The organism is Streptomyces sp. R33 (genome assembly GCF_041200175.1).
In the GTDB taxonomy this organism is placed as follows: domain Bacteria; phylum Actinomycetota; class Actinomycetes; order Streptomycetales; family Streptomycetaceae; genus Streptomyces; species Streptomyces katrae_B.
Genome location: NZ_CP165727.1, coordinates 8,331,436 through 8,354,103 on the forward strand (window position 1 = coordinate 8,331,436; position 22,668 = coordinate 8,354,103).

General features: G+C 68.9%; 19 protein-coding genes, 2 pseudogenes and 1 riboswitch. Of the genes and pseudogenes, 14 read left to right on the forward strand and 7 right to left on the reverse strand.

The window, feature by feature from the left end:
* The first annotated feature begins 57 nt into the window (after window positions 1-57).
* Together AB5J51_RS38410 and AB5J51_RS38415 are read left to right on the forward strand one after the other, a co-directional pair.
* Window positions 58-426, forward strand: coding sequence for a hypothetical protein (locus AB5J51_RS38410; protein WP_369779910.1), 369 nt, complete (start codon window positions 58-60; stop codon window positions 424-426).
* Window positions 427-507: 81 nt separating this feature from the next.
* A complete protein-coding gene (locus AB5J51_RS38415) occupies window positions 508-1,200 on the forward strand; it encodes a DUF6766 family protein (protein ID WP_136224149.1) in 693 nt (230 codons plus the stop codon).
* 252 nt (window positions 1,201-1,452) lie between these two features.
* On the opposite strand, the gene AB5J51_RS38420 is transcribed toward AB5J51_RS38415, so the two are convergent.
* Together AB5J51_RS38420 and AB5J51_RS38425 are read right to left on the reverse strand one after the other, a co-directional pair.
* Window positions 1,453-2,724: an IS256 family transposase gene (locus tag AB5J51_RS38420; protein WP_369776550.1), complete on the reverse strand. Its 1,272-nt coding sequence runs from the start codon at window positions 2,722-2,724 to the stop codon at window positions 1,453-1,455.
* 80 nt (window positions 2,725-2,804) lie between these two features.
* Window positions 2,805-3,233: a phosphatase PAP2 family protein gene (locus AB5J51_RS38425; RefSeq protein WP_369780388.1), complete on the reverse strand. Its 429-nt coding sequence runs from the start codon at window positions 3,231-3,233 to the stop codon at window positions 2,805-2,807.
* A gap of 836 nt (window positions 3,234-4,069) precedes the next feature.
* Between AB5J51_RS38425 and AB5J51_RS38430 the strand changes: the two are divergent.
* Window positions 4,070-4,258: pseudogene (locus tag AB5J51_RS38430) on the forward strand (MerR family DNA-binding transcriptional regulator); the annotation flags it as partial.
* Between the two features lie 337 nt (window positions 4,259-4,595).
* On the opposite strand, the gene AB5J51_RS38435 reads toward AB5J51_RS38430, so the two are convergent.
* Complete coding sequence (locus AB5J51_RS38435; protein WP_369779911.1) at window positions 4,596-4,982, reverse strand: hypothetical protein; 387 nt, start codon at window positions 4,980-4,982, stop codon at window positions 4,596-4,598.
* A 233-nt stretch (window positions 4,983-5,215) separates the two neighbouring features.
* Here AB5J51_RS38435 and AB5J51_RS38440 point away from each other — a divergent pair.
* Both AB5J51_RS38440 and AB5J51_RS38445 read left to right on the forward strand, forming a co-directional pair.
* Window positions 5,216-5,440, forward strand: a pseudogene (locus AB5J51_RS38440) (HNH endonuclease); the annotation flags it as partial.
* A gap of 3 nt (window positions 5,441-5,443) precedes the next feature.
* Complete coding sequence (locus AB5J51_RS38445; protein WP_369779912.1) at window positions 5,444-6,130, forward strand: helix-turn-helix domain-containing protein; 687 nt, start codon at window positions 5,444-5,446, stop codon at window positions 6,128-6,130.
* A gap of 7 nt (window positions 6,131-6,137) precedes the next feature.
* A riboswitch (guanidine-III (ykkC-III) riboswitch) is annotated at window positions 6,138-6,199 on the forward strand.
* A gap of 148 nt (window positions 6,200-6,347) precedes the next feature.
* Here the strand turns inward: AB5J51_RS38445 and AB5J51_RS38450 are convergent.
* Entirely contained in the window at window positions 6,348-7,295 is a 948-nt protein-coding gene (locus AB5J51_RS38450) for an NmrA/HSCARG family protein (RefSeq protein WP_369779913.1), read from the reverse strand.
* A gap of 491 nt (window positions 7,296-7,786) precedes the next feature.
* Between AB5J51_RS38450 and AB5J51_RS38455 the strand changes: the two genes are divergently transcribed.
* The 9 genes from AB5J51_RS38455 to AB5J51_RS38495 all read left to right on the forward strand — a co-directional run bounded on the left by AB5J51_RS38455 (window position 7,787) and on the right by AB5J51_RS38495 (window position 18,038).
* Window positions 7,787-8,389 carry a TetR/AcrR family transcriptional regulator gene (locus AB5J51_RS38455; RefSeq protein ID WP_053788178.1) on the forward strand — a complete coding sequence of 201 codons (603 nt, stop codon included), beginning with the start codon at window positions 7,787-7,789 and terminating at the stop codon, window positions 8,387-8,389.
* 146 nt (window positions 8,390-8,535) lie between these two features.
* The gene (locus tag AB5J51_RS38460) at window positions 8,536-9,459 is read left to right on the forward strand and encodes a TauD/TfdA family dioxygenase (protein ID WP_053788179.1); all 924 of its coding nucleotides are present in this window, start codon (window positions 8,536-8,538) and stop codon (window positions 9,457-9,459) included.
* 51 nt (window positions 9,460-9,510) lie between these two features.
* Window positions 9,511-10,866 carry an MFS transporter gene (locus AB5J51_RS38465; protein WP_369779914.1) on the forward strand — a complete coding sequence of 452 codons (1,356 nt, stop codon included), beginning with the start codon at window positions 9,511-9,513 and terminating at the stop codon, window positions 10,864-10,866.
* 82 nt (window positions 10,867-10,948) lie between these two features.
* Entirely contained in the window at window positions 10,949-12,658 is a 1,710-nt protein-coding gene (locus AB5J51_RS38470) for an aldehyde dehydrogenase family protein (protein ID WP_369779915.1), read from the forward strand.
* 79 nt (window positions 12,659-12,737) lie between these two features.
* Complete coding sequence (locus AB5J51_RS38475) at window positions 12,738-14,288, forward strand: long-chain fatty acid--CoA ligase (RefSeq protein ID WP_369779916.1); 1,551 nt, start codon at window positions 12,738-12,740, stop codon at window positions 14,286-14,288.
* A gap of 536 nt (window positions 14,289-14,824) precedes the next feature.
* Window positions 14,825-15,301 carry a transposase gene (locus tag AB5J51_RS38480; RefSeq protein ID WP_369779917.1) on the forward strand — a complete coding sequence of 159 codons (477 nt, stop codon included), beginning with the start codon at window positions 14,825-14,827 and terminating at the stop codon, window positions 15,299-15,301.
* 763 nt (window positions 15,302-16,064) lie between these two features.
* Window positions 16,065-16,397 carry a glutamate-cysteine ligase family protein gene (locus AB5J51_RS38485; RefSeq protein WP_369780389.1) on the forward strand — a complete coding sequence of 111 codons (333 nt, stop codon included), beginning with the start codon at window positions 16,065-16,067 and terminating at the stop codon, window positions 16,395-16,397.
* Window positions 16,398-16,457: 60 nt separating this feature from the next.
* The gene (locus AB5J51_RS38490; RefSeq protein WP_199828082.1) at window positions 16,458-16,871 is read left to right on the forward strand and encodes a CBS domain-containing protein; all 414 of its coding nucleotides are present in this window, start codon (window positions 16,458-16,460) and stop codon (window positions 16,869-16,871) included.
* Between the two features lie 354 nt (window positions 16,872-17,225).
* On the forward strand, window positions 17,226-18,038 hold the full coding sequence (locus AB5J51_RS38495; protein ID WP_369779918.1) for an alpha/beta fold hydrolase: 813 nt from the start codon (window positions 17,226-17,228) through the stop codon (window positions 18,036-18,038).
* A gap of 208 nt (window positions 18,039-18,246) precedes the next feature.
* On the opposite strand, the gene AB5J51_RS38500 is transcribed toward AB5J51_RS38495, so the two are convergent.
* The 3 genes from AB5J51_RS38500 to AB5J51_RS38510 all read right to left on the reverse strand — a co-directional run bounded on the left by AB5J51_RS38500 (window position 18,247) and on the right by AB5J51_RS38510 (window position 22,282).
* Window positions 18,247-19,023, reverse strand: a complete 777-nt coding sequence (locus tag AB5J51_RS38500) for an SDR family NAD(P)-dependent oxidoreductase (protein WP_347878304.1) — start codon at window positions 19,021-19,023, stop codon at window positions 18,247-18,249.
* Window positions 19,024-19,204: 181 nt separating this feature from the next.
* Window positions 19,205-19,462, reverse strand: coding sequence for a hypothetical protein (locus AB5J51_RS38505; RefSeq protein WP_369779919.1), 258 nt, complete (start codon window positions 19,460-19,462; stop codon window positions 19,205-19,207).
* Window positions 19,463-19,915: 453 nt separating this feature from the next.
* Window positions 19,916-22,282 carry a non-reducing end alpha-L-arabinofuranosidase family hydrolase gene (locus AB5J51_RS38510; RefSeq protein ID WP_369779920.1) on the reverse strand — a complete coding sequence of 789 codons (2,367 nt, stop codon included), beginning with the start codon at window positions 22,280-22,282 and terminating at the stop codon, window positions 19,916-19,918.
* Window positions 22,283-22,668 lie beyond the last annotated feature (386 nt).

Here is a 22,668-nt window from a genome sequence, read left to right on the forward strand (position 1 = left end):
CCCCACCCTTACCTGCGTATCCGGCGCTGCTGTCCCGTCCCGACCTTTCTGGCTGCCGTGGTGGTGGCGCTGTGCGGGTGCGGGGCGCCCGCGCCGCGGCTGGACGCAGCCCGGCAGGCCGGCACCGCCTTCGAGCAGGCCCTCGCGGCCACCGACTACCCCCGCGCGTGCGCACTCCTCGCCCCACAGACGCGCCGGCAGCTCGAAGCAGACGAGAGCAAACCCTGCGGCCCGGCCCTGCAGGGCCAGGAGCTGCCCACCGCCGGTGACGTGCAAAGTACGCAGTTGTACGGACGGCAGGCGCTGCTGCGCTTGAGCGACGACACCCTGTTCCTGTCGCAGTTCGACGACGGGTGGAAAGTGGTCGCAGCGGGCTGCACACCCGAGGCCGACAAGCCCTACCGGTGCTCGCTGAAGGGAGACTGACGTGCGGGCCTTGTTCATCGCATGTCTGGTGACGATCCTGGGTGGCCTGGGCTACTTCATGGCGATCGGGGCGATGCACCGGTGAACGGCGACCGCCGCCGGGGCGGGTTCTGGCGGGACAACAGCCTCACTCTGGCCTTCGGGGGCGCGTTCTTCATCGTCCTGGCCGGCCAGGCCTTTGCCGGCCACGCCGGGTTCAACGAGGACCTCGCCACCGACGGACTCCAGCAGCTCACCCTCGGCGAGTACCTGATGTCCTCGGACTTCGCCGTCGACGTGACCGAGAACTGGCAGTCGGAGTTCCTGCAGTTCTTCCTCTACATCTTCGGCACCGTCTGGCTCCTCCAGCGCGGCTCGCCCGAATCCAAGGAACTCCACAAGGCAGGACCGGAAAGCGACCAGGAGCAACGCATCGGCGACCACGCCCATGCCGACTCACCCCGCTGGGCCGGCACCAACGACTGGCGCCAACGCCTGTACTCGCGATCCCTGGGCACCGTGATGGCCCTGCTCTTCGTGCTGTCCTGGCTCGCCCAGTCCATCGCCGGCACGGCCGCCTACAACGAGCGGCAGCTGCGCGACCTCCTGCCCCCGGTGTCCTGGGGCGGCTACCTCGCCTCCGCCGACTTCTGGAACCGATCGTTGCAGAACTGGCAGTCGGAACTCCTCGCCGTGGCCGCCATGGCCATCCTCTCCGTCTACCTGCGCCAGCGCGGCTCCCCGGAATCCAAGCCCGTCGGCGCCCCCCACACCTCCACCGGAGTCGAGGGCTGAACCCACGCGCGACACGAACACCGGCCGGTCATGAAAGCAGCACGCAGGGCCGAACCAGCTGCGGACTCGGCTGAGCGGGATCAGTGCCCAGGCTCATCGGACGCCCCGGTCCGCATCACCGGCAGGCACCACAGGTGCCCAGGCACAGCCCTCGCCCCCCAGGCGAGGAGCGCCTGCCCTGCCCACGTGCCGACCTATCCGCTCAGCAGCAGGCGTGGGGCGTGTCAGCGATCTTGTGTAAGTCGGTTGGTGTCATTGGATGCTGAGCCGGTCCTCGAAGAAGAGTGAGAACTGGTTCAGCGCTTCCTTCCAGTGTGGGGCGACGTGGTTGGCATCGCGCGCTTTGGGGTTGATCTGCTCGCGGACTGCGAGGTAGAGGACCTTCAACGCTGCCTGTTCCGAGGGGAAATGGCCGCGGTTGCGGGTGGCTTTGCGGAGCCGCGAGTTGATCGATTCGACCATGTTCGTGGAGTAGACCACCGTCCTTATGGCCGGTGGGAACGCCAGGTAGGGAGTGAACTCCGGCCAGGCCGACCGCCAGGTCCGCACGATCGCCGGGTAGCGTTCGCCCAGGTCAGAGGCCTCGAACGCGTCAAGGGCCTGTTCGGCGGCCGTCTCGGTCGGCGCTGTGTAGATCGCTCTCAGAGCCGGCACCAGCTTCGGGTGGTCCCGCACGGACGACAGTCTGAGCGAGGCCCTGGTCAGGTGAATCACGCACGTCTGGACCGTGGCCTTGGGCCAGGTCGCGGTGACGGCGTCGGGCAGGCCTTTCAGACCATCGCAGACGACGATGCACACGTCCTCGATACCCCGGTTCCGCAGTTCCGACAGCACCGCCATCCACGTGGTCGCGCCTTCACCCTCGGCTCCAACCCACAAGCCGAGGACGTCTTTGCGGCCGTCCATGTCGACGCCGACGGCCAGGTAAACCGGCTTCGATGTCACCGAGCCAGAACGGATCTTCACCCACAATGCGTCGATGTAGATGATCGGCCAGACCGCGTCGAGGGGCCGGTTCTGCCAGGTCACGAGCTCGTCGATCACGGCGTCGGTGACCTTGCTGATCAGGTCTGGGCTGACCTCGACTCCGTAGATCTGGGCGAGGTGGGAGCGGATGTCGCGCACGCTCATCCCGCGCGCGTAGAGCGAGAGGATCCGGTCGTTGAATCCCGCCAGCCGGCGGGCGTTCTTCGGGACCAGACGCGGCTCGAACTCACCGTTGCGGTCTCTGGGCACCGCCAAAGTGACGGCGCCGGCATCGGTCAGGACCCTCTTGGGCGACGTCCCGTTCCGGGAGTTTCCAGAGCCGTGACCTGCGGAATCTCCGCGTTCGTAGCCGAGGTGTTCACTCATCTCGGCTTCCAGAGCCCGCTCCAGAACAGCCTTGGTGATCTCCGTCAGGAGCCCGCCCTCGCCGAGCAGGGCCGCTCCCGAGGAGTCAGCTTTGTCGAGCAGCCGCTCGACCACCTCGTCGACCGTCTTGTCGCCGGCCACGGACGCGGCCGCTTCGTCTTTGTCTGCCATGACTCGTCCGATCCGCCTGGCCCACAGGCCCGAGGCCGAGCCCCGGGCCAGGCTTCCACATCACGGACTTACACGATCTTTCAGACACGCTCCAGGCGTGGCGCCGCGCGGACGAGGGCGGCGGAGGCCAGGCCGATGACGGTGCCTGCTGCGACGTCGGAGGGGTGGTGCGCCCCGGCGTGGATCCGTTCGAGTCCCACCAGGAGCGTAGGGACGGCGCACGCGGCGGCGGCCAGTGGCCACGAGGGAGCGGCGGCGGCGAAGGCGACGGCAGCAGCGGCGTGCCCGGATGGGAAGGAGGAGCGAGCTGCTCGGGCCAAGGCCATGCCTCGCGAGTTGTGATTTGCTCCAGATCGCATCGCCTGTCTGCGTTGCAGAGCGGGGCTGAGAGGTCTCAGTTCTTGCATCGGGGCAGGCCAAGGCGAGGCGTGGTACGCGTCGTTGAGGTGGCCCGGGCTGGCCCGGCCCGGCTGGGCGGGACGTTGCGGGTGGAGCAGCGGGGCGTGGATGGCCTTCCTTGTCCGGGCTTGGGCAGGGCTGGGGAGTGGCCGTGGGGTCCGGGGACTCTCTCCTTATCCGCCGGATGAGTAAATCTATTACGGCCGCAGTAGACATTGGACGGTGGCGTGGTTATGGTTTCTCTCGTAGCGCAGAGAGAACGAATGGCCTGGCAGAGACGAACTGCCGGGCAGCAGGACCCGCAGTTGCAGCATGCAGAACGGTGCGGTGGTGGAGTCTCGAAGCCAGCGCGGTTGCAGGACGGTGACGGGACTGACGACCGGACCGGGTGACCCGCAGTGATCAGGGGTCGCCGCAAGCAGTACCGCAGTTCCCGCAGTGGCAGTACCTGAAGCGGTACCTGAAAATGCAGTTCGCAGTACCCAGCAGTGAAGTCAGTGAGCAGTACCTCGGTGAAGGCGTCGGCTGCGGGCGCGCGCACCGGGAGGTTCGGCAGTGGGGTTCTGAGCCAGAGCAGCCGCAGGATGGGCGACGGGGCTGGCTGCCGGAGAGTGGCGCTGTGACAGGCCGCTCAACAGTTCGCTTCACCAGCAATACGCAGTACAGCAAGATGCAGTCGATCACCGAGGGAAGAAACGGAGGAACAAAGCGCCATCAGGATCGCCCGGGCGGAAGTCGAGTCCGGGTACCGCAGGACATCGATAGTGAGGTGGTCTCCGGTCAAGCAAACGCGATCCCCGCGGCCCCGGCAGCATTCCGGTCGGACCCGCGGACACAGTAGCCCGGCGCAGGATCAGGGCCGGCAGATGGTGTAGCAGTTCCTTCGGGGCCCTGGTGCCGTACGGCACCAGGGCCCTCGACGCGTTCCACGAGAGAGGGGTTCCATGTGACAGCAGACGACTCGTTCGGCCGTCTCGACGACGACTACCCCGCCTGCACCATGGGCCGGGCCGCCGAAATCCTCGGCGCCACCCAGGCCTTCCTCCGTGCTCTGGGCGAAGCCCGCCTCATCACCCCGCTCCGCTCCGCCGGCGGCCACCGCCGCTACTCCCGTTACCAGCTGCGGATCGCCGCATGTCGAGGTTGGACAGGGAACTGGTCAGGCCCCCCGGCCCAGCCCTCATTAGCGACGGACGAACTCAGGGGGTCCTTCGAAGTGTTCGCCAGATTGTTGAGGGGCAGCGAGTCCACGCCCGGCACGGCGCCGGGCTGTGCCGGGACACGCTAGTTGCCACCTGGACAACACGCAGGCCACGGCCACGCTCCACCCCCGGTGACAACTAGCGTGTTCCGGCACACGGGCGGACTGTCGAGACCGCCCTGTTCTCGTATCGCCACGGCGAACGGACATGTAGCGCTGTGTGGCTGCCATGGTCGACTCGGCCGGGGGGGAAGACCTCGGTTCTGGGGCTTCAGCCGTTCAGGTGGCTGAAGCCGGCTTCGATGGTGTGGACCGTGACGGGGGCACCGCCGAGCATCTCGGCCTTCTGGCGGAGCTGATTCACGACTGCCGGGCTTGGTCTGCCGTACAGGTCGATGGACCTCATCCGGATGAACGGACCGAAGCCGCGGAACTTCGGCCCACCGATCTCCAGGTGGAGCTCCATCGACGCCGTGTCGGGATGGACGGCGATGACGCTCATTGTCGACTCGGACTCATCGACGTAGAAGTGGTAGGCGATCAGCTGCGGCTCACGCTCCTCGGCGAACGCGGCCAGATCGCGCATCCTGACCCTGACCTCCTCGATGCTGCCGTCGAGAATGTCCGAACGGTCGATGTGGAAGATGGGCTCCGTCATGGCGCCCGACGTTAACGTCGGACCTGCCCGTCCGGGCTGTGCGACGCGCGGCCCGCGCTTACATGTCCGTTCGCCGTAGCTGCGCGAGAACAGGGCCTGGACAACTGCACTGCTCGGGGTGCCGATGCAGCACCGGGCCGGTGACACCTGCCCTGCTTCACGCGCGCTTGGTGACAGGTAGCGCGCCAATCCGGTGACAACCGTCGTTCCTTGCGTGGCCGAATCTGCCACTGTCCTCCCTGCTCGCGGTTACCGCCCGCTCGAACCGATCCAAGGCGGCCCGGGACCCGGCGCAGTGGCTGCCGCCGGCGCCGGACGCGCTGTGCCGGTACGCCGCGGAGTGGACGGCGACCAAGCTCCGCTGGGGCCTGGCCGCCGATGGGGCGGAGCGGGAGCGGCTGCTGGACATCGCCGCCGGCTGCGGCGACACCGTCGTGGAGTTCACCCCGGCTCCGTAGCCGATGCGGTGCGTGAAAGGCCACCGCCTGCGTGGAGTGGCGGCCCTCCACGCACCGCCCGCCCCGCTGGATCGCCGGGGACGACTGGGCGCCCCTGGCCGTGTCTTCGCCCACCCCCTTGCGGGGTCGCCAGAGTCCTACGTCCGCGTCCTCGGCTGCCACGTCGCCTTCGACGCCCGGGAAAACGCGATCACGGTCGCCAACGAGGACCTCGACAGGCGCCGGCCCCCTGTACGATCCGGCGCTCAACGCCCTGCACCGGGCTTACGCCGACCGGCTCCTGCACCAGCTGTCCGAGGTCGCCACGTCGCCGAGCGCGTAGGGCAGCGGCTGGAACACGCCGCACTCGCGGGAGCGGGCCACGAGGCTCCCGCCAAGGAGCTCAACCTCAGCGTCCGGACCCTGCGCAGGGCCCTGCACACGGAGGGCACGGCGTGGCGCGCGCTCCTGGACGCGGCCCGCCACGGCCGGACCAGGCGGCTGCTGGAGACCACAGCCCTGCCGCTGGACCGGATCGCCCCCCTCTCCGGTCTGAGCGGCGCGACGGCCCTGGTCCGTGCCTCACATGGTGGGAGGGCATGCCTCCCGGGGCGTACCGCAACCGGCACCGGCCCGCGGCTCCGGATCGCGGCGGGGCCGACGGCGGGTGAGGAAAGATCACCACCGTCAGGCGCCGGGCGGCCGCCTTGAATTTTCCGGCGGCCGGTTCCAAGGCCCCGGACGAGATGTGCCGTACCCGGTGACGCACGACGACGCGCGAGGTGCTGCCCGACCAGCGCCGTCCGCTGCCCGCACCGGGACAGCGTCCCCGTCGAGCGAGACGGGCCGAAAGCCATGACCGCGCCACTCACCCGCAGCCTGTACAGAACCACCGTGCCCACCTGCACACTGACGGTGCTCGCAGCCCTCAGCTCCAGTGGAACCTGTCGCGGTGCGCGGCCAGCCACGTGGAGAAGTCCTGGAGGGCCGGGTTGAGGGCGCGGACGGCGTCGAGGTCGCGGGCACCCGTGAAGCGGGCCTCGCAATCGGCGTAGAACTGGAACATGTTGCCGGCCTCGTCGGCGCCCGGGAAGCCCAGCGCGCGGAACGCGGCCGGCGTCAGGGGGCGGTAGCGGACGGGCTCCCCGAGTGACTCCGAGAGCGCCGCGGCCATGGCGGCGACGGGCAGGTGTTCGCCCGCGATGCTGACAGTGGCCGGGATGAAGTCGGTGCCGCGCTTGAGGATGGCGAGCGCCGTCTTGCCGATGTCGTCGACGGCGATGCCGGAGAGTCTGCTGTCGCCCATCGGGAAGTTCAGCTCGAAGGCGCCGTCCTCGCCGCGCTCCGGGGCGAACGCCTCGAACAGGTTCTCCCAGTAGAAGGTGGTGCGCAGGAAGGTGGTCGGTACACCGTCGTCGGTGAAGTAGTGGTCTGCTTCGGCCTTGCCGTCGAAGTGCGGGACCTTGTACGAGCCCTGGAGCGTGGGCATCCGGCCGTCGTCCAGCGGAATGCACTCGCGCGTGTCCTCCAGGGTGGACCAGATGGCGTGCTGCACACCCGCCTGCGACGCCGCCCGAGACAGGGCCGCGGCCTGCGCCTTCTCGTGCGCCGCGTCCATGTCTTCCCAGAAATTGGTCACCAGGTACGCCCCGTACGCGCCCTCGAGTGCCGCGACCAGGCTCTCCTCGTCATCCAGATCGGCCCGGACCACCTCGGCCCCGAGCCGTTCCAGCTCCTTGCCCCGGTCCGAGTCCGGCCGACGGGTCACCGCGCGGACCACGAATCCACTGTCCCGGTCCGCGAGGATCGCCCGTACGAGTGAGCCTCCCTGGTGTCCCGTCGCGCCGAAGACGGTGACGGTTCGCTGCTCGGTCATCGCCGGCACTCACTTCCTACTTACTTAGGTGCCCAGCCAGGCACATTCCGCTGCGAACCTATGTCCACGGGGTTGACCCCGACCGGCGATACACGCTGACCCCGCCCGGATGGGCGCACCTTTCCCTGGGCGGCCGTGCATGGGGGTGCGGCCGCGGGAAGGCGCGCAACAAGCCGCCCGCGGTCATGAACTCCCCGTACGAAGTGGTTCCGACGACACCATGTGGGCTCGCCCAGCTGGGGCTCGGCGATGAGGCCCTCGAACTTCGCGACGACGGCGCTGTGCAACCGGCCGGCAGCACGGATGAGGGCCTGCCACAGGTACGCCATCGCCTTCCGGAAGCCCGTTGTCACACGCAGCCAGACCTCAGGCCGCACACCCAATCACCCGCGAGTCAGCCCATCAGTTCTGGGCGACTGATCCCCGGCTGAACGTCGGTCGCTACGCACCCCCTGGTCCACATGGGTCGGTGGAGATCGTAGGCTCGGAGCATGGTGGATACGCAGTCGCGCGGTACGGAGCGGGGACCGGGGCGACCGCGGGAGGAGCGGGTCACACGTGCCGTTCTCAACGCGGTCGTGGACTTGGTCACCGAGCAGGGGATCGAGGCGGTCACGATGGATGCCGTCGCCGCGCGGGCCGGGGTGAGCAAGCCCGCCATCTACCGGCGTTGGCCCACCAAGCAGGAGCTGATCATCGCTGCTGCCGAGACGCGCATCGGCGTCCTGTCGGTGCCTGATCTGGGCGACTTCCGCGCGGAGCTCCGCTTCGTGCTCACCGCTCGTCTGGAGGCCTACCGGCTGCCGGGTTCCGACCGGCTGATCGCGGGCCTCATCGGTGCGGCGGCCGAGATCGGGGCGGGCCGGGCCCAGTACGCGGAGTACACCGAGCGGATCACGAGCGAGACGAGGCGCATCCTCGAACGGGGGATCGCCCGTGGTGACGTGGACCCGGGCACCGACGTCCGGGCCGCGGCCACTTTGGTGGCCGCACCACTGCTCTTCCGGCTGATCGGTGAGCAGGAGCTGCCGGACGCCCGCTTCGTGGACGCGCTGGTCGATCTCGTCGCCCGGGCGGTCAGCGCGGGCGGCTGACGGCTTCCGGCCTCCGGCTTCCGGCCTCCGGCTTCCGGCCTCCGGCCTCCGGCTTCATATTTTCGTGGCACCAGGTCTCTTGCCTCCCCATGACTCAATAACGATACTTCCGGTAACGATTTTCCGTCTCTCGTTACGGAGGCCTCATGGACAGCGCCGTCACCACCCCCGCCCCTGCGCTCGACAAGCCGCTCATGCACTACGGGAAGCGCACCCTCGACCGCATCGCGCCGGGCGCGGAGCAGCCCGACTACCTCCTTCTGGACATCTGCCCGCTCACGCCGCACATCGGCGCCGAGATCGAGGGCGTCGATCTCTCGCTCCCGATCGGCGAGGACCTCGCGGCGGAGATCAGGCAGGCCCTGCTGGAGTGGAAGGTGCTGTTCTTCCGCGGCCAGCAAGCCTTCGACCCGCAGGCCCAGCTCGCCTTCTCCGGACTGTGGGGCGAGCCGGAGCCGAACCCCTTCTTTCCCAAGGGCAACACCGTCGGCGTCTCCCGTCTGGCCAAGGACGCCATGGCGATGGGCACCGAGAACATCTGGCACAGCGACCACTCGTTCATGGCCGCGCCGGCACTCGGCTCCGTCCTGCGCGCCGTCGAGGTTCCGTCCGCCGGCGGCGACACCATGTGGGCCGACATGGCGGCCGCCTACGACAACCTCACCGAGTCCATGAAGGACCGCATCGAAGGCCTCACCGCAGTGCACGACTGGGTGCCCAGCTGGGGGTCGCTGATGACCGAGGCCCAGCTCGCGGCGCACCGTGAGAACCTGCCGGCCGTCGAGCACCCGGTGGTCGTCCGCCACCCGCGCACCGGCCGCAAGCTGCTCTACGTCAACGAGCCCTTCACCACCCGGATCCTCGGCCTGTCGGACGTGGAAAGCCGCGAACTGCTGGGCGAGCTCGTCCTCCAGGCCCGCATTCCCGAGTACCAGGTGCGCTTCCGCTGGCAGCCGGGCTCCGTCGCGATCTGGGACAACATCGCCACCCAGCACTACGCGATCAACGACTACTTCCCGCAGCGCCGTGTCATGGAGCGCATCGCGATCGCCGGCGTCCCGCTCTCCTGATCGAGCTCCCGGCCCGTCCTCCCCTCCCCATCCAGTCTCCGCGGAGCCCTTGTGACCGATACCGACGTCGCACCTGCTGTGCCCGCCGGCCCCCCGATGGCGCCGAGCGGAACGAGAGGCCGCGCGTGGATCGTCACGGCGCTGCTCGTCGTCTTCATGATGATCAATTTCGCCGACAAGTCCGTGCTCGGTCTGGCCGCGGAAGAGATTCGACAGGACCTCGGCCTGTCGGCATCGGCCTTCGGGCTCGCCAGCAGCGCCTTCTTCCTGCTGTTCTCGCTCTCCGGCGCCGCGGTGGGGCTGCTCGCCGACCGCGTACGGCCGAAGTGGCTGCTGCTGATCATGGCTGTCCTGTGGTCCGTCTCCCAGGCGCCACTGGCCGTCGGGGGAGGGCTCGCGGTGCTCATCGCCTCACGTGTTCTCCTCGGCGCCGCCGAGGGGCCCGCCTACCCGGTCGCCCAGCAGACGACCCTGTCCTGGTTCCCGAACCACCGGCGCAACTTGCCCGGGGCGTTGATCGTCCTGGGCATCACACTGGGGGTCCTGGTCGCCGCTCCCGTGCTGACGTGGTTGATCAACCATCATGGCTGGCGCTCGGCCGTAGCCGCGGTGGCGCTGGCCGGCGCGGTGTGGACGCTGTTGTGGATCCCCTTCGGCGGGGAGGGCCCGTACGCGACCATGTCGGACAACGACTCCCCGGCCGGGGCGGTCTCCGACGACGGGCCGGGGACGGGCAAGGAGGCCGGGACCGGGACCGCGGGCGAAGCACAGCCCAAGATGCCGTACCGCCGAATCCTCGCGACCCGCACCTGGATCGGTGTCACGATCGGCTACTTCAGCACCTACTGGGTGATCGCCTTCGCCCTGGTGTGGCTCCCCTCCTACCTTCGTGACGGGCTGGGCTACTCCTCGGCCGTGTCCACACAGCTGCTGATGCTGTTCTGGGGTCTGAGCGGAATCCTGGTGCTCGCACAAGCGGGCCTGACCGGATGGATGCTGCGCCGCGGAATCACGAGCCGGCGGGCCCGCGGTTGGGTCGGCGGCGCCCTTCTGCTCACCTCCGGAGTTTCCTGTCTGGCCCTGTCCGTCGCCCCGGCCGGTGCCGTGACCGTCGTGCTGCTGATCGGCGCATTCGGCCTCGCTGGGGCGATGGGCAGCATCGCCGCCACCACCATCATGGAGCTGGCTCCCGCCAATCGTCGCGGCGGCGCCCTGGGCCTCATGAATGCCGCGGTGACCACCGCCGGTCTGGTCGCCCCGACGCTGATCGGCAGCCTCGTGGACACCCATGGAGCGGGGGGCTACCAGTACGCGGTCCTGATCACCGGTGCCTTGCTCCTGGCGGGCGGAACCGCCGCCGTCACACTGATCAACCCCGACCGCGACGCCCGCCTGCTCTCCGTGTGACGACACGTACCGGCCTGCTCCTGGTCACAGCGCACGGGGCAGCCCCGCCCTTCCCACTCCCGACCTTCCGCAAGGGACGACGTTGAACACCAGCGCCCTCGACACCTCCTTCCTCGACCGCACCGTGGCCCAGGTGCGCGGCAACGCCGAGTCCTGGTCCACCACCCCGCTCACCGAACGCATCGCCCTCCTGGAGCGGTTGCTGCCGCGTGTCATCGCTCGTGCGGCCGAGATGGCCGCTGCGGGCTCCCACGCGAAAGGGTACGAACCGGACTCCTCCTGGGCGGCGGAAGACTGGATGGGCGGCCCCTGGGCCCTGGCCCAGAACACCGCGGCGCTCCTACACGTCCTGCGCCGGATAGCCGCGGGCCGGGATCCGCTGGAAGCCAAGGCTGTCCACCAGGAGCACGGCCGCACCCGGGTGGACGTCTTTCCCGCCACCGGCTGGGACACCCTGCTGCTCAACGGGTTCCGGGCGCAGGTGTGGATGCGCCCGGGCGTCACGGCGGAGCAGGCGCGGGAGCGCGCCGCGGGCGAGTACCGGGGTAGGCAGGGAGACCCGGCCCTGGCCCTGGTACTCGGCGCCGGCAACGTCGCCGCCATCACGGCGCTCGACATCCTGCACAAGCTCTACGCCGAGGGCCAGGTCGTCATCGCCAAGATGAACCCGGTCAACGACTATCTCCGCCCCCACTTCGAGTACGTCTTCGCCGAGTTCGTCGGACGCGGCTGGGTCCGCTTCGTCGACGGCGGCGCGGCCGAAGGCAGCTATCTTTCCCGCCACGACGGCATCGACACCATCCACGTCACCGGCAGCGATCGCACCCACGACGCCATCGTCTGGGGCACGGACGAGGAAGCGGAGCAACGCCGCCGAGACGACCTCCCGCTGATCGCCAAGCCCTTCAGCAGCGAACTCGGTGGCGTCAGCCCGTGCATCGTGGCGCCGGGCCCATGGAGCGAAGCCGACTTCCGCTTCCAGGCCGAGCACATCGTCACCAGCAAGATGAACAACTCCGGCCACAACTGCATCGCCAGCCAGATCCTGGTCCTGCCGCGCGACTGGGACGGCGCCGAAAGGCTGCTCGACGAGATCCGGCGGGTACTGCGCGATCTGCCCCCGCGCACCGACTACTACCCCGGCGCCGCAGACCGTCTCGCCGCAGTGCGCGACGCCCACCCGCAGGCGGAGACACACGGCGACGACTGCCGGCTGCTCGTCCCCGACATCACCGACCACCACGACGACGTCCTCATCACCGACGAGGTCTTCGGCAGCGCCCTGGGCGTCCTGCGCCTGCCCGGCGCAACCCCGGCCGAATTCCTCCGCCACGCCGTCGACTTCGCCAACGACACCCTGCCCGGCACCCTGGGCGCAACCCTGATCGTCCACCCGAAGACCGAGAAGGCCCACCGGGAGACGGTGCGCACCGCCATCGCCGATCTGCGCTACGGCACACTGGGCGTCAACTGCTGGTCGGGAGTCGGCTTTCTCCTCGGCTTCACACCGTGGGGCGCCCACCCCGGCCACACCCGCCAGGACATCGGCAGCGGCATCGGTTTCGTGCACAACGCCTTCATGCTCGAAGACATCGAGAAGACAGTCCTGCGCGCCCCGTTCACACCGGCCCCCCGCAGCCTGGTCACGGGCGACCCGTCGCTGTCCCCGCGCCCCCCGTACTTCGTCACCCACAGCACGGCGCTGACCACGGTGCAGCGCCTCACCCGCTTCACAGCGGCGCCGAGCCTGACGAAACTGCCCGCACTCTTCGCCGCCGCGCTGCGGGGCTGACCCCGACCGCCCTCGGTCCTGCCGACCCCCGCAGCCGCCACGCCTACGGCTTCACAGAAGCATCCCCAACGGAGACCTCATGCTCAATCTCGCCGCCCTGCTGGAGAACAGCGCCCGCACCGTGCCCGACCGCACGGCAGTCGTGCTGGGCACCCAGCGGCTGACCTACGCCGAGCTGGACACGGCCGCCCGTCGGGTGGCCAACCTGCTGCGCTCGCGCGGCATCCAGCCCGGAGACAAGGTCGCACTGTCCTGCCCGAACCTCCCCTGGTTCCCGATCGCCTACTACGGCATCCTCAAGGCCGGCGCGGTGGTCGTCCCGCTCAACGTGCTGCTCAAGGGCCGGGAGATCGCGTACCACCTCGCGGACTCCGAGGCCAAGGCCTACTTCTGCTTCGAGGGCACCGCAGACCTCCCGATGGGGCAGGAGGGCTGGTCCGGCTTCGGTGATACCCCCGGCTGCGAGGACTTCTTCCTGGTGACCGCCGCCCCCACCGAGCTCTCGCCGATCGGGGGCGCCGAGACCCTGACCGCGGCGCTGGCCGGCCAGAGCGCGGACTTCGAGACGGTGGCCACCGAGTCCGGTGACACCGCGCTCATCCTGTACACCTCCGGCACCACCGGCCGGCCCAAGGGCGCCGAGCTCACCCACTCCAACGTGATGCTCAATGTGCTGACCTGCCACAAGCTGTTCGGCGAAGTCGAGCACGACGTGCACCTGATCACGCTGCCGCTCTTCCACTCCTTCGGCCAGGTCGTCCAGATGAACGCCGGCCTCGCCTCGCGGGCGACGCTGGTGCTGCTGCCACGCTTCGACGCCTCGTCCGCGCTGGCCCTGATGCAGCGTCATGCGGTCACCTTCTTCGCGGGTGTTCCCACGATGTACTGGGCCCTGCTCGAAGAGGAGGCGCCCGATGTCGACCTGTCGCTGATCGCCAAGAACCTGCGGATGGCCGGGTCGGGAGCCTCGGCACTGCCGGTCGACGTCCACCGCCGGTTCAGTGAGCGATTCGGGGTCACCATCATGGAGGGATATGGCCTCTCGGAGACCAGCCCGGCGGCGACTTTCGTGCCGCCCGGCGAGGAGGTGCGTCCGGGCTCCATCGGGCGCCCCGTCTGGGGCGTCGAGGTGGACCTGATCGACAAGGACTGGACACCGGTCCAGGGCGTCGACGCGATCGGCGAGATCGTCGTCCGCGGCCACAACATCATGAAGGGCTACTACAACCGACCCGAGGCGACCGCCGAGGTGATGCGCAACGGCTGGTTCCGCACCGGCGACCTGGCCCGCCGGGACGCCGACGGCTGGTTCTACATCGTCGACCGCGCCAAAGACATGATCATCCGCGGTGGATTCAACGTGTACCCACGGGAGATCGAGGAGATACTGGCCACTCATCCCGACGTGAGCATGGCGGCCGTCATCGGCGTGCCCCACGACCGCCACGGCGAGGAGATCAAGGCCTGCGTGGTCCGCGCCCCAGGCGCGACGCTCACCGAGGAGGAGCTGATCGACTGGTGCAGGGACGAGATGGCGGGCTACAAGTACCCCCGCCTCGTGGAGTTTCGCAACGCCCTGCCCACCAATGCCACCGGCAAGATCCTCAAGCGCGAGCTGAGGGACGCGTAGGACCGCACGATCGACTCAGCTCGACAAGCAAACGGACTCTCGTCCCAGCAGCGGGGACGATGTCTTGTGGAGGCGGTGGCCTGCGGAGGGCCTGACCTCCGGAGTGCCCAATTCCCATACTCGGCTGCGCCGGTTCCTGGACCGCGAGCTGTCAGCCGGCCCCAGGCCGCTGCGCGAGTCCTTTCGCGCCCGCCCAGCAAGCATCAGTCGCTTCGAGACCGGGCAGGCCCGAGCAACTCATATTGCGCCGGTCCATCAGGTCAAGGATGCGGGCCGGGGGTGCTGTTCCAGGAATTTGGAACAGCGCCCAATCCTTACCGGCCCGCGCGCGGTCCGTGCGCGTGGTATCCGCCGGGATGCATGTCCGGCGGGCTTGGCGGGTGTTCGCCTGCGAGGATCGTTCGGCTGGAGTCGGGGGATCCGCTGTTAAGTGACCTGCCCTTGCGGCTCTGCCCCGCGTGCCCCCGAGCGCCCCCCCGCCGGCCCGGGCAGGCTCCGGCCAGCCCACCCCCCCCGGCTGGTCGGGGCCTTTCGGCATGGAGCGGCCGTTCCCCCGGTTCTTCACCGTCTGCGTCGTCTTCACGGCGGCCCGCGAGCCGCGCCTGCGTGAGCTCGGCCGGCTCACACAGCCGCGCCCCTTCCGCCGGAAACGGCAACCGCCGCTCGAGAAGCCTCGCCCTCGCCGTTCGTTCACGTCGGAGTTCAAGGCCGAGATCGTCGAGCTGTGCCGGCGCGGTGACCGCTCGGTCGGTCAGATAGCCAAGGACTTCGACCTGACCGAGACCGCGGTGCGGGACTGGGCCAAGCCCGAGGTCGAGGCGGGCGGGCGTGACGGGCTGACCAGCAGCGAGCGCGAGGAGCTGGCCGCGCTGCGGCGGGAGAACCGCCGCCTGCGCGAGGACGTCGACATCCTCAAGCGTGCGACGGCTTTCTTCGCGAAGGCGACCGGTGACGGTGCAGCCGTTCATCGAGGCGGAGAAGCAGAGCATCCACAACGTCAAGCGCGCGTGTGATCTGCTCAAGGTCTCCCGCACAGCCTTCTATGCCCGCCGCAACGGCATTCCCGGCCCCCGTGCGGTCCGTGACCTGGAGCTGACCGAGAAGATCGCCCGCGCGTCCATGCCGTCCGGCAACGCGAGGGCGATCGATGCAGCGGCTGCCGCCGTCCGACCAGTCGGAGTGCAGGTGGCAGTCCCCCCGCCGCCAGGTGCCAGCCGGCACGGGCGTCCGGGTCGGCCTCGGCCTCCAGGCGGGCCGGGTAGCGCGGTACCGCGCCAGTCGATGCCTGGGAGATCACCTCCGCGGTGACTGGGCCCACCGCACGCTGCTGTCTGGCCTCGGCGGCGTCCACCGGACCCGGTGGCAGGTCGCCGACGGTGTCGGCCGCCGTGCGGCAGGCCCGCACCCGGTACGGGGACGCGCCGCGCCATTCGAGGAGGCCCGCAGCCCGCGGCCCGCAACCTGAGCGGTCCAGGCTGCGGGTGATCAAAGAGCGGGCGGGTAGCCGCAAGACATGATCACCGTGGGAGTCGAGGAAGAGCATGTGCTGGTCGGCCCGCAGGGCATACGGGCTCCGCTGTGGAGGAAGTGCGCGGTACGGCCGGTATCGCTCCCCTCGCCGGGGAGAGCGAGGTGCAGGAGGAGCTGCTCCAGGCCCAGATCGAGGCTCCCGTGTGTCGGCAGCTTGGTGAGGCCGGAGGCCACTTGCTGTGGCTACGCCGCGCGTACTTTCGGATGGAAGGCGAGGCGCGACAGCTGGTTGACGAGCAGCTGAGGATGCATGCACGTCCACGTGGGCGGTCCCGACGCGACACTAGCGTGGCCGTGCTGAATCGGCTCCGGCCCTGGCTCCCGACCCTGCTGGCCGTGTCCGTGAACTCGCCGTTCCGGGACAGTCGGGACACCAGCTTCGCCAGTTGGCGCACCGTTGTCTTCGGCCGGTGGGCGGTCAGCGTTCCGACCCCGCATTTCGCCGGGCTCGCCGACTACGGGCGGCACTCGGATGCGCTGGTGGAGTGGCGACGTCGTGTACGCGCTCATGCACCACATCGCACCCGTCCTGGTCCGCTCCCTATCCCAGGGACACGAGCCTGTTTGATGCGTAGGTGATGGAGGAAGGGGCAGGGGCCCGTTAAGAGTCTTTCGATCCTCCGAGACGGGATGGCTGTGATGACTACCGCACGCGACATCATGACTCCGGAACCTGAATGTATCGATGCCGAATCCACCGTGCTGGAGGCGGCGAAGAAGTTGGCACGCCTTGACGTCGGTGCGCTGCCGATCTGCGGCACCGACCACAAGCTCAAGGGCATGATCACCGACCGGGACATCGTCACCAAGGTCCTCGCTGTGGGTAAGGACCCGGCGAGCTGTAAGGCGGGCGAGCTTGCACAGGGCGAAGCCGTGACGATCGGCGCCGACGACGACGCCTCCGAGATCCTCCGCACCATGTCCGAGCACCATGTACGGCGGTTGCCAGTGATCGACGGCCACGACCTGGTCGGAATCGTCGCCCAGGCTGACGTGGCCCGCGCCCTGCCCGATCCCCAGGTCGGCGATCTCCTCGAAGCCATCTCCAGCTGACGACCGCTGCCGCGGAGGACGCACCGGCTCCTCCTGGGCGATCCCACTTGAGAGCCCGCTGCCGTCCAACGCGCACCTCCATAGTTCGTTGTGGCCTGCCCGGCACCTGGCTGAAACCGAAAGGAATTCCGCGGCTCAGCACTCCTGGCGGACGTACGCCATCGCTGCCGCCGCACTCATCACCGCAGTACTGCTCGTCCGATGGGCCGCAATAGGCGTGGTCCGCGACGCTCATGCCGCCAGCACCGTTTGAGCACCCTGTCGACGGCGACTTGCCCGTATCTGCTCGGACGTCGGCTCTTCACCTCGCAGTGGGGGGATTGGGAGCCCCCGAGGGCGGAAAGAGGCGGAAGTATGGGGACGACGCCCAAGACGGGGCCGGTCACCGAAGGCCGGTTCCGCCACCGCGGGGCCGAGCTCGTGTACGACGACGCAGGCGAAGGGCTCCTGGCGGTGTACGCGCACGGTGGGTTCACGAGCCAGGACGTCGAGCACAGGATGAACCTCTTCGACTGGGAGCCGGTCCTTCGGGCGGGCCGGCGCCTGGTCCGCTACGACGCACGCGGGCACGGCCGTTCCACCGGCCGGCCCGTCGATGAGGACTACACCTACGTCTCTCTCGCCGATGACCTGATGAGCTTGCTCGATCACCTGGACGCCCGGGAGCCCGTCGACGCGATTGGCGCGTCGATGGGCTGCGGCACCTGCCTTCACGCCGCCGTCCGGCAGCCGGACCGCTTCTCCCGGCTGGTGCTGCTGCTCCCGCCGACCGCCTGGGCGACCCGGGAGGGGTATGCCCGCGCCAACCGGGCCGCCGCCGACACCATCGAGCGGCAAGGAGCCGAGCACTGGCTCGCTACCAGGGGCGAGGCGCGCCGCCCCGCTGCCGCCGCCGACGTCCCGGAGTTCCCTCCTACGCCACCCGAGCTGATCTTGCCCGCCGTTCTGCGCGGCCTGGCCCGATCCGACCTGCCCCCGACCACCGCGCTCGCCGCGCTGGAGCGCCCGGTACTGATCCTGACGTGGGCGGACGACCCCGGCCACCCCGTAACGACGGCGGCCACCCTGGCCCACTACCTACCGCAGACCGAACTTCACATTGCCCGCACCCGCGCCGACGTGCAGACCTGGGGACTTCGTATCGCGAACTTCGTCACCGCCGAGTGAGCGCGGATAGCGGCAGCGGCCTCGCCAACACGGCATGCCTCAAAGCACGCGCGCTCAAGTAGTCGCCCGGAGCCAGGTAGCGGAAGGAGCGCACGCTCTTGGCCGAACGGTGACGGTCATCGCCCGCGCGCCGCCCTCGCGTGGCGCCGGCGGGTGGATACGGGGCTCCCACGTGTCGCTTGATCCGCGAGACCGGGCCGGAGCGCGGTCAGAGGTGGCTTCGGCTGCCGTGCGGCTGCGCCCACCGGCGGTGCACGGCGGCACGTGCCCCCGAGGGGAGGAGCCGGGTCACCGAATGCTGTGCCCTGGTGCGCAGAGATCCCGCAACCTTGCGTGTTCTCCGGTCCATGAGCGCTCGGTAGCCCTGGCGCGCCACCAGCGCGGGATCGTCCTTTTTCGCACGCCCCAGGCGGGTGTCGAGCAGACCCGCACGCACGAAGAACCGGGTATCAGTGGCACCGGGCATCAGCGCGGTGACAGATACGCCGGAATCCCTCACCTCGCTGTGAAGGGCTTCTGCGAAGGACTCCAGGAAGGCCTTGGAGGCGTTGTAGACCGCGTGGTACGGCCCGGGAATCTCGGCGGCCACTGACGTCACGATGAGTATTCGCCCCTCGCCCCGCCGAGCCATGTCGCTGAGCAGCTGGTGAGTCAGGTAGACGGTCGAGAAGACATTGACGTCGAGGACGCGGGCCAGATCCGGGAGGTCGGTTTCCAGGAAGGGGCCACCATGGCCGATCCCCGCGTTCAGGACGGCGGTGCTCGCCGGCCGGCCGAGCGCGCGGAGCTCCGCGAGCAAGGTCTCCGCGCCGTCGGCGGCCGCCAGGTCGACGCGGGCCGAGTGGACCCGCGTGCCGTAGGGCTGCAACCGGGCCACCGCGTCGTCGAGAAGTTCGTCATCGGCGGTGACGAACACGTCGTATCCGTGCCGGACGAACTCCCGGGCCAGCTCGAACCCGATGCCGCTTGAGGCGCCGGTGATCACGGCAAGGGCGTGCGAGGTCTTGTCCATGGCATTCTGGGCCTCTCTTACGGTGCACCGACAGGTCGGCCGTCCCACTGGCATTCATTGACCGCCGCAGCGGCAGCGCCTTGGGGCGGCGCTTCCTCCACGGAGGCGTCTGTCGGGAGTCCTTTCACAAAGCGGCTGCCCGGCGGTCTGCGTTTCAAGCGCTGCCGGGCAGCGGACCGGCTACCGTCGGCGAGCGGAACGGATTGTTCACCCGGACCTGCGGAGGGCACACGACGCGGCCGAGCCCGGAGGGGGCGATACCCGGGTACGGTGGGCAGGCGCGGCGTCGCCCGTCAACCTCGGTGACTGCACCAGCGATGGCGACCAGACAGTCCACCTCGCCCGACTCGGGCGCGGGCCAGGAGTCGGCCGCTTCATCCTGGTCCAGCACCGCTGGAACCAGGATGATCACGAGACCCCCACCGGCCGCCCTCTTTTCATGCGCTGACCGTGGCCCTCGTTTCAACCGTTGCCGACACCATGCGCTGCGCTGGTGAACCGTGGCCCATCAGGCCGGGGCGCGGTTTCGACGGCCGCGACCCGGTCGGCAAGTAGGAGGCAAGGGCGGCCCCGACGTGTCAGAACGTACAGGCCGATCGTCGACGCGTCCGACGTCGCCGCAAGCTCCGTCTGAAGGGAGCCCTGCTCGGCAGGTCTCGTGGCGGACTGACCAGCAAGGTTCATCCGGCCTCGGACCGCAGATGCCGCCCGGTACGCCGGCAAGAGAGGAACCCCAGCCGACGCACGGCTGGGGTTCCTCGAGGCGGTGGGGTATCGGTCAGCAGAAGGAGCTGCCCGGGCCGTGTACCGCTGGTCTGCGGGTCGGCAGGCCGCCCCGAACCGCGATCACCGTGGATCGGGCGGGTTAGCGCTGCAGGGTGAGGACACCCGGCCGGTACGGCAGTTGATCGTAGGGGCCGCCCGCGGTGGGGGACTTGCCCTGGTAGAGAAACTGCAGGTTGCAGGGGTCGATGGTCATGGTCTGGTCGGGGCTGTTGCGGACCAGGTCACCGTGGCTGATGTCGTTGGTCCAGGTGGCACCGCTGTTGGCCTTGCCCGCGAAGGGTTTGCTTTCGCTGCCGGCCTGCGCGGTCCACGAACCGCTCAGGCTGGAGGCCGTGAACGAGCGGAAGTAGCGCCCATTCGCACCCCTCGCCTCAACGATCATGAGGTACTGGTTCTGGCCCTGAACCTTGTAGACCTGCGGGGCCTCGAACAGGTTGTCCGTCGAGTCGCTCATGATCGTCGTGTACGACGAGCCGAAGTTGCCCGGGAAGTTCCCGATCGGCATGCTCGCCCGGTAGATCTTGCCGTTGTCACCGGCGAAGAACAGGTACATGTTCTGGCCGTCAGCGATCAGGGTCTGGTCGATCGGGCCGGTGGGGGAGTTGGGGATGCTGCCGGTGAACAGTGGCTGCGGCGAGGACCAGCCGTTGGGGTTGGTGGGGTCGCTCGACGTGCGGTAGATGAAGGGCCACGAACCCCACTGGTACGCCAGCACCCAAATCTTCTTGGGTGCGAAGTAGAAGAGCGTGGGCGCCACCGCGGCCTGGCTCATCCCGGTCTGGCCGGCCGACGCCATGTCCGGCCAGTTCGTGAAGGGGTTGAACATCATCGAGCCGTACGACGACCCCGACGTGTTCGACGCGTAGACCAGGTGCTTGCCGTTGTACACCACGTCGGTGAAGTCCTTCACCGAGCCCCACCCGTTCGCCGGCTGCGCCAGCGCACCCGTCGACGTCCACCGGTACGTCGACGGAAGGGCACACGTGCCGCCCGTCGGCGCGGGCGTCGTCGGGGTCGACGTCCCGGACAGGCCGGTCCACTTCTGGTTGGTGCCGGACCAGCAGGAGTACAGCTGGATCTTGGTGCGGTTGGCGGTGGCCGCGCCGACGGCGTCGAGGCACAACCCGGACTGGACGCCGGCGATCGTGCCGTTGGTGTTGATGTTCCATTGCTGACCGGCGCCGCCGTCGCAGTCCCCGATGACCACCGCGGTGCCGTTGCTGGTGCCCTTGGACATGGCCTCCAGGCACTTGTTGCCGTAGATCATCAGCTGCTTGCTGGAGGTGTAGGTCCAGCGCTGGTTGGTCTGTCCGTTGCAGTCCCACAGCTGTGCCTGGGTGCCGTTGACGGTGGTCGAGCCGTTGATGTCCATGCAACGACCGGAGGGGACGCCCTTGATCGCTCCTGTACCGGTCCCGCCGGTGGTACCGGCGGCGGCCTTGAGGGCGTTCACGACGGCGGTGTAGGCGGCCTTCGGTTTGCCGTTGTTGTCGAACAGCAGCGGGCTGTCGCCGCTGCGCCAGGAGTCGCTGTCACGGATGCCCCATACCGTGATGCCGGTGCACCGGGCCACGGACAGGCAGGCTTTGACCGTGTTGGCGTAGTGGGTGGACGACGCCCGGGCGATGTCCAGCTCGGTGATCTGGACGTCAACGCCCAGGGCGGCGAAGTTGGACAAGGTGGTCTGGAAGCTGGACGGCGGGCCGTCGGCGCCGAAGTGGCTCTGGAACCCGACGCAGTCGATCGGCACGCCGCGGGACTTGAAGTCCTTGACCATGCTGTAGACACCCTGGGTCTTGGCCTCGGACCAGTTCTCAATGTTGTAGTCGTTGTAGCAGAGCTTGGCCGAGGAGTCGGCCGCCCGGGCGGTGCGGAACGCTTCCTCGATGAAGCCGTTGCCCAGCACGTTCTGGAACACCGAGCTGCGGTGCTGGGTGGAGCCGTCGGCGAACGCCTCGTTGACCACGTCCCAGGCGTAGATCTTGCCCTTGTAGTGGGTCATCTCGGTGGTGATGTGAGTGTTCATCACGCTGCGCAGCGTGTTCGGGTCGCCGATGGAGCTGACCCAGGACGGGAGCTGCGAGTGCCAGACCGTGGTGTGGCCGCGCATGCGCTGGCCGTGTGCCAGGGCACGGTTGACGATCTGGTCGGCGGGGCCGAAGTTGAAATTGCCGCGGGACGGTTCGATGGCGTCCCACTTCATCTCGTTCTCCGGGGTGATCATGTTGAACTCCCGGTCCGAGATCGCGGCGTACGTCGGGTCGCCGAGCCTGCCGGCGGCCACAGCGGTGCCGAAGTACCTGCCCGAGGGGGCCGCCTGCGTACCCAGGTTGGCGGCTCCGGCGGAGCTGGGGAGGAGCGTCACGGCACCGGCCACCAGGGCCGTGGCCGACAGTCCTATCGTCCATGTCCGGCGACGTCGGCTGAGCCGGTGCAGGCCTTTCATGATTCTCCCCGGGGGGCGCGGGTCACCCTGGGTGCCGTGATCGTGCGCGCATCGGCCGGTACGGCCTGATCCGCCTCGGGATGGGTGCGGTGCAGGACGTGGGACCGTTCCTGTGTACCGGTCGCCCGGGGGTCGTGGGTGTGTCGCGTCATGGGAGCGGCTTTCTTCAGGAGATACGTCAACGGCAAGGTCGGGGAACCTGCCACGCCGGCACCCGTGGTGAGCGGCGAGAAAGGAACCCCACGATATGGAGGCCTCCGAACTCGCGGTCTCGTAACGAAAAAGGCGCGCCGTCCGGACGATTGCTCGGTGATGCATCTCGCAGGCAAAAAGTGTTATGCCAAGCCCCGCCGTCTGGTCGTCCCTGGGGAAAGGGCGCCGTCCTG

Excerpts from the sequence above, each read along its gene's own strand:
- AB5J51_RS38420 (WP_369776550.1), bottom strand. The coding sequence starts at position 2,724 with ATGGCAGACAAAGACGAAGCGGCCGCGTCCGTGGCCGGCGACAAGACG.
- AB5J51_RS38435 (WP_369779911.1), bottom strand. The coding sequence starts at position 4,982 with ATGACGGAGCCCATCTTCCACATCGACCGTTCGGACATTCTCGACGGC.
- AB5J51_RS38445 (WP_369779912.1), top strand. The coding sequence starts at position 5,444 with ATGCGGTGCGTGAAAGGCCACCGCCTGCGTGGAGTGGCGGCCCTCCAC.
- AB5J51_RS38450 (WP_369779913.1), bottom strand. The coding sequence starts at position 7,295 with ATGACCGAGCAGCGAACCGTCACCGTCTTCGGCGCGACGGGACACCAG.
- AB5J51_RS38455 (WP_053788178.1), top strand. The coding sequence starts at position 7,787 with ATGGTGGATACGCAGTCGCGCGGTACGGAGCGGGGACCGGGGCGACCG.
- AB5J51_RS38460 (WP_053788179.1), top strand. The coding sequence starts at position 8,536 with ATGGACAGCGCCGTCACCACCCCCGCCCCTGCGCTCGACAAGCCGCTC.
- AB5J51_RS38475 (WP_369779916.1), top strand. The coding sequence starts at position 12,738 with ATGCTCAATCTCGCCGCCCTGCTGGAGAACAGCGCCCGCACCGTGCCC.
- AB5J51_RS38480 (WP_369779917.1), top strand. The coding sequence starts at position 14,825 with ATGGAGCGGCCGTTCCCCCGGTTCTTCACCGTCTGCGTCGTCTTCACG.
- AB5J51_RS38485 (WP_369780389.1), top strand. The coding sequence starts at position 16,065 with ATGCATGCACGTCCACGTGGGCGGTCCCGACGCGACACTAGCGTGGCC.
- AB5J51_RS38490 (WP_199828082.1), top strand. The coding sequence starts at position 16,458 with ATGACTACCGCACGCGACATCATGACTCCGGAACCTGAATGTATCGAT.
- AB5J51_RS38495 (WP_369779918.1), top strand. The coding sequence starts at position 17,226 with ATGGGGACGACGCCCAAGACGGGGCCGGTCACCGAAGGCCGGTTCCGC.
- AB5J51_RS38510 (WP_369779920.1), bottom strand. The coding sequence starts at position 22,282 with ATGAAAGGCCTGCACCGGCTCAGCCGACGTCGCCGGACATGGACGATA.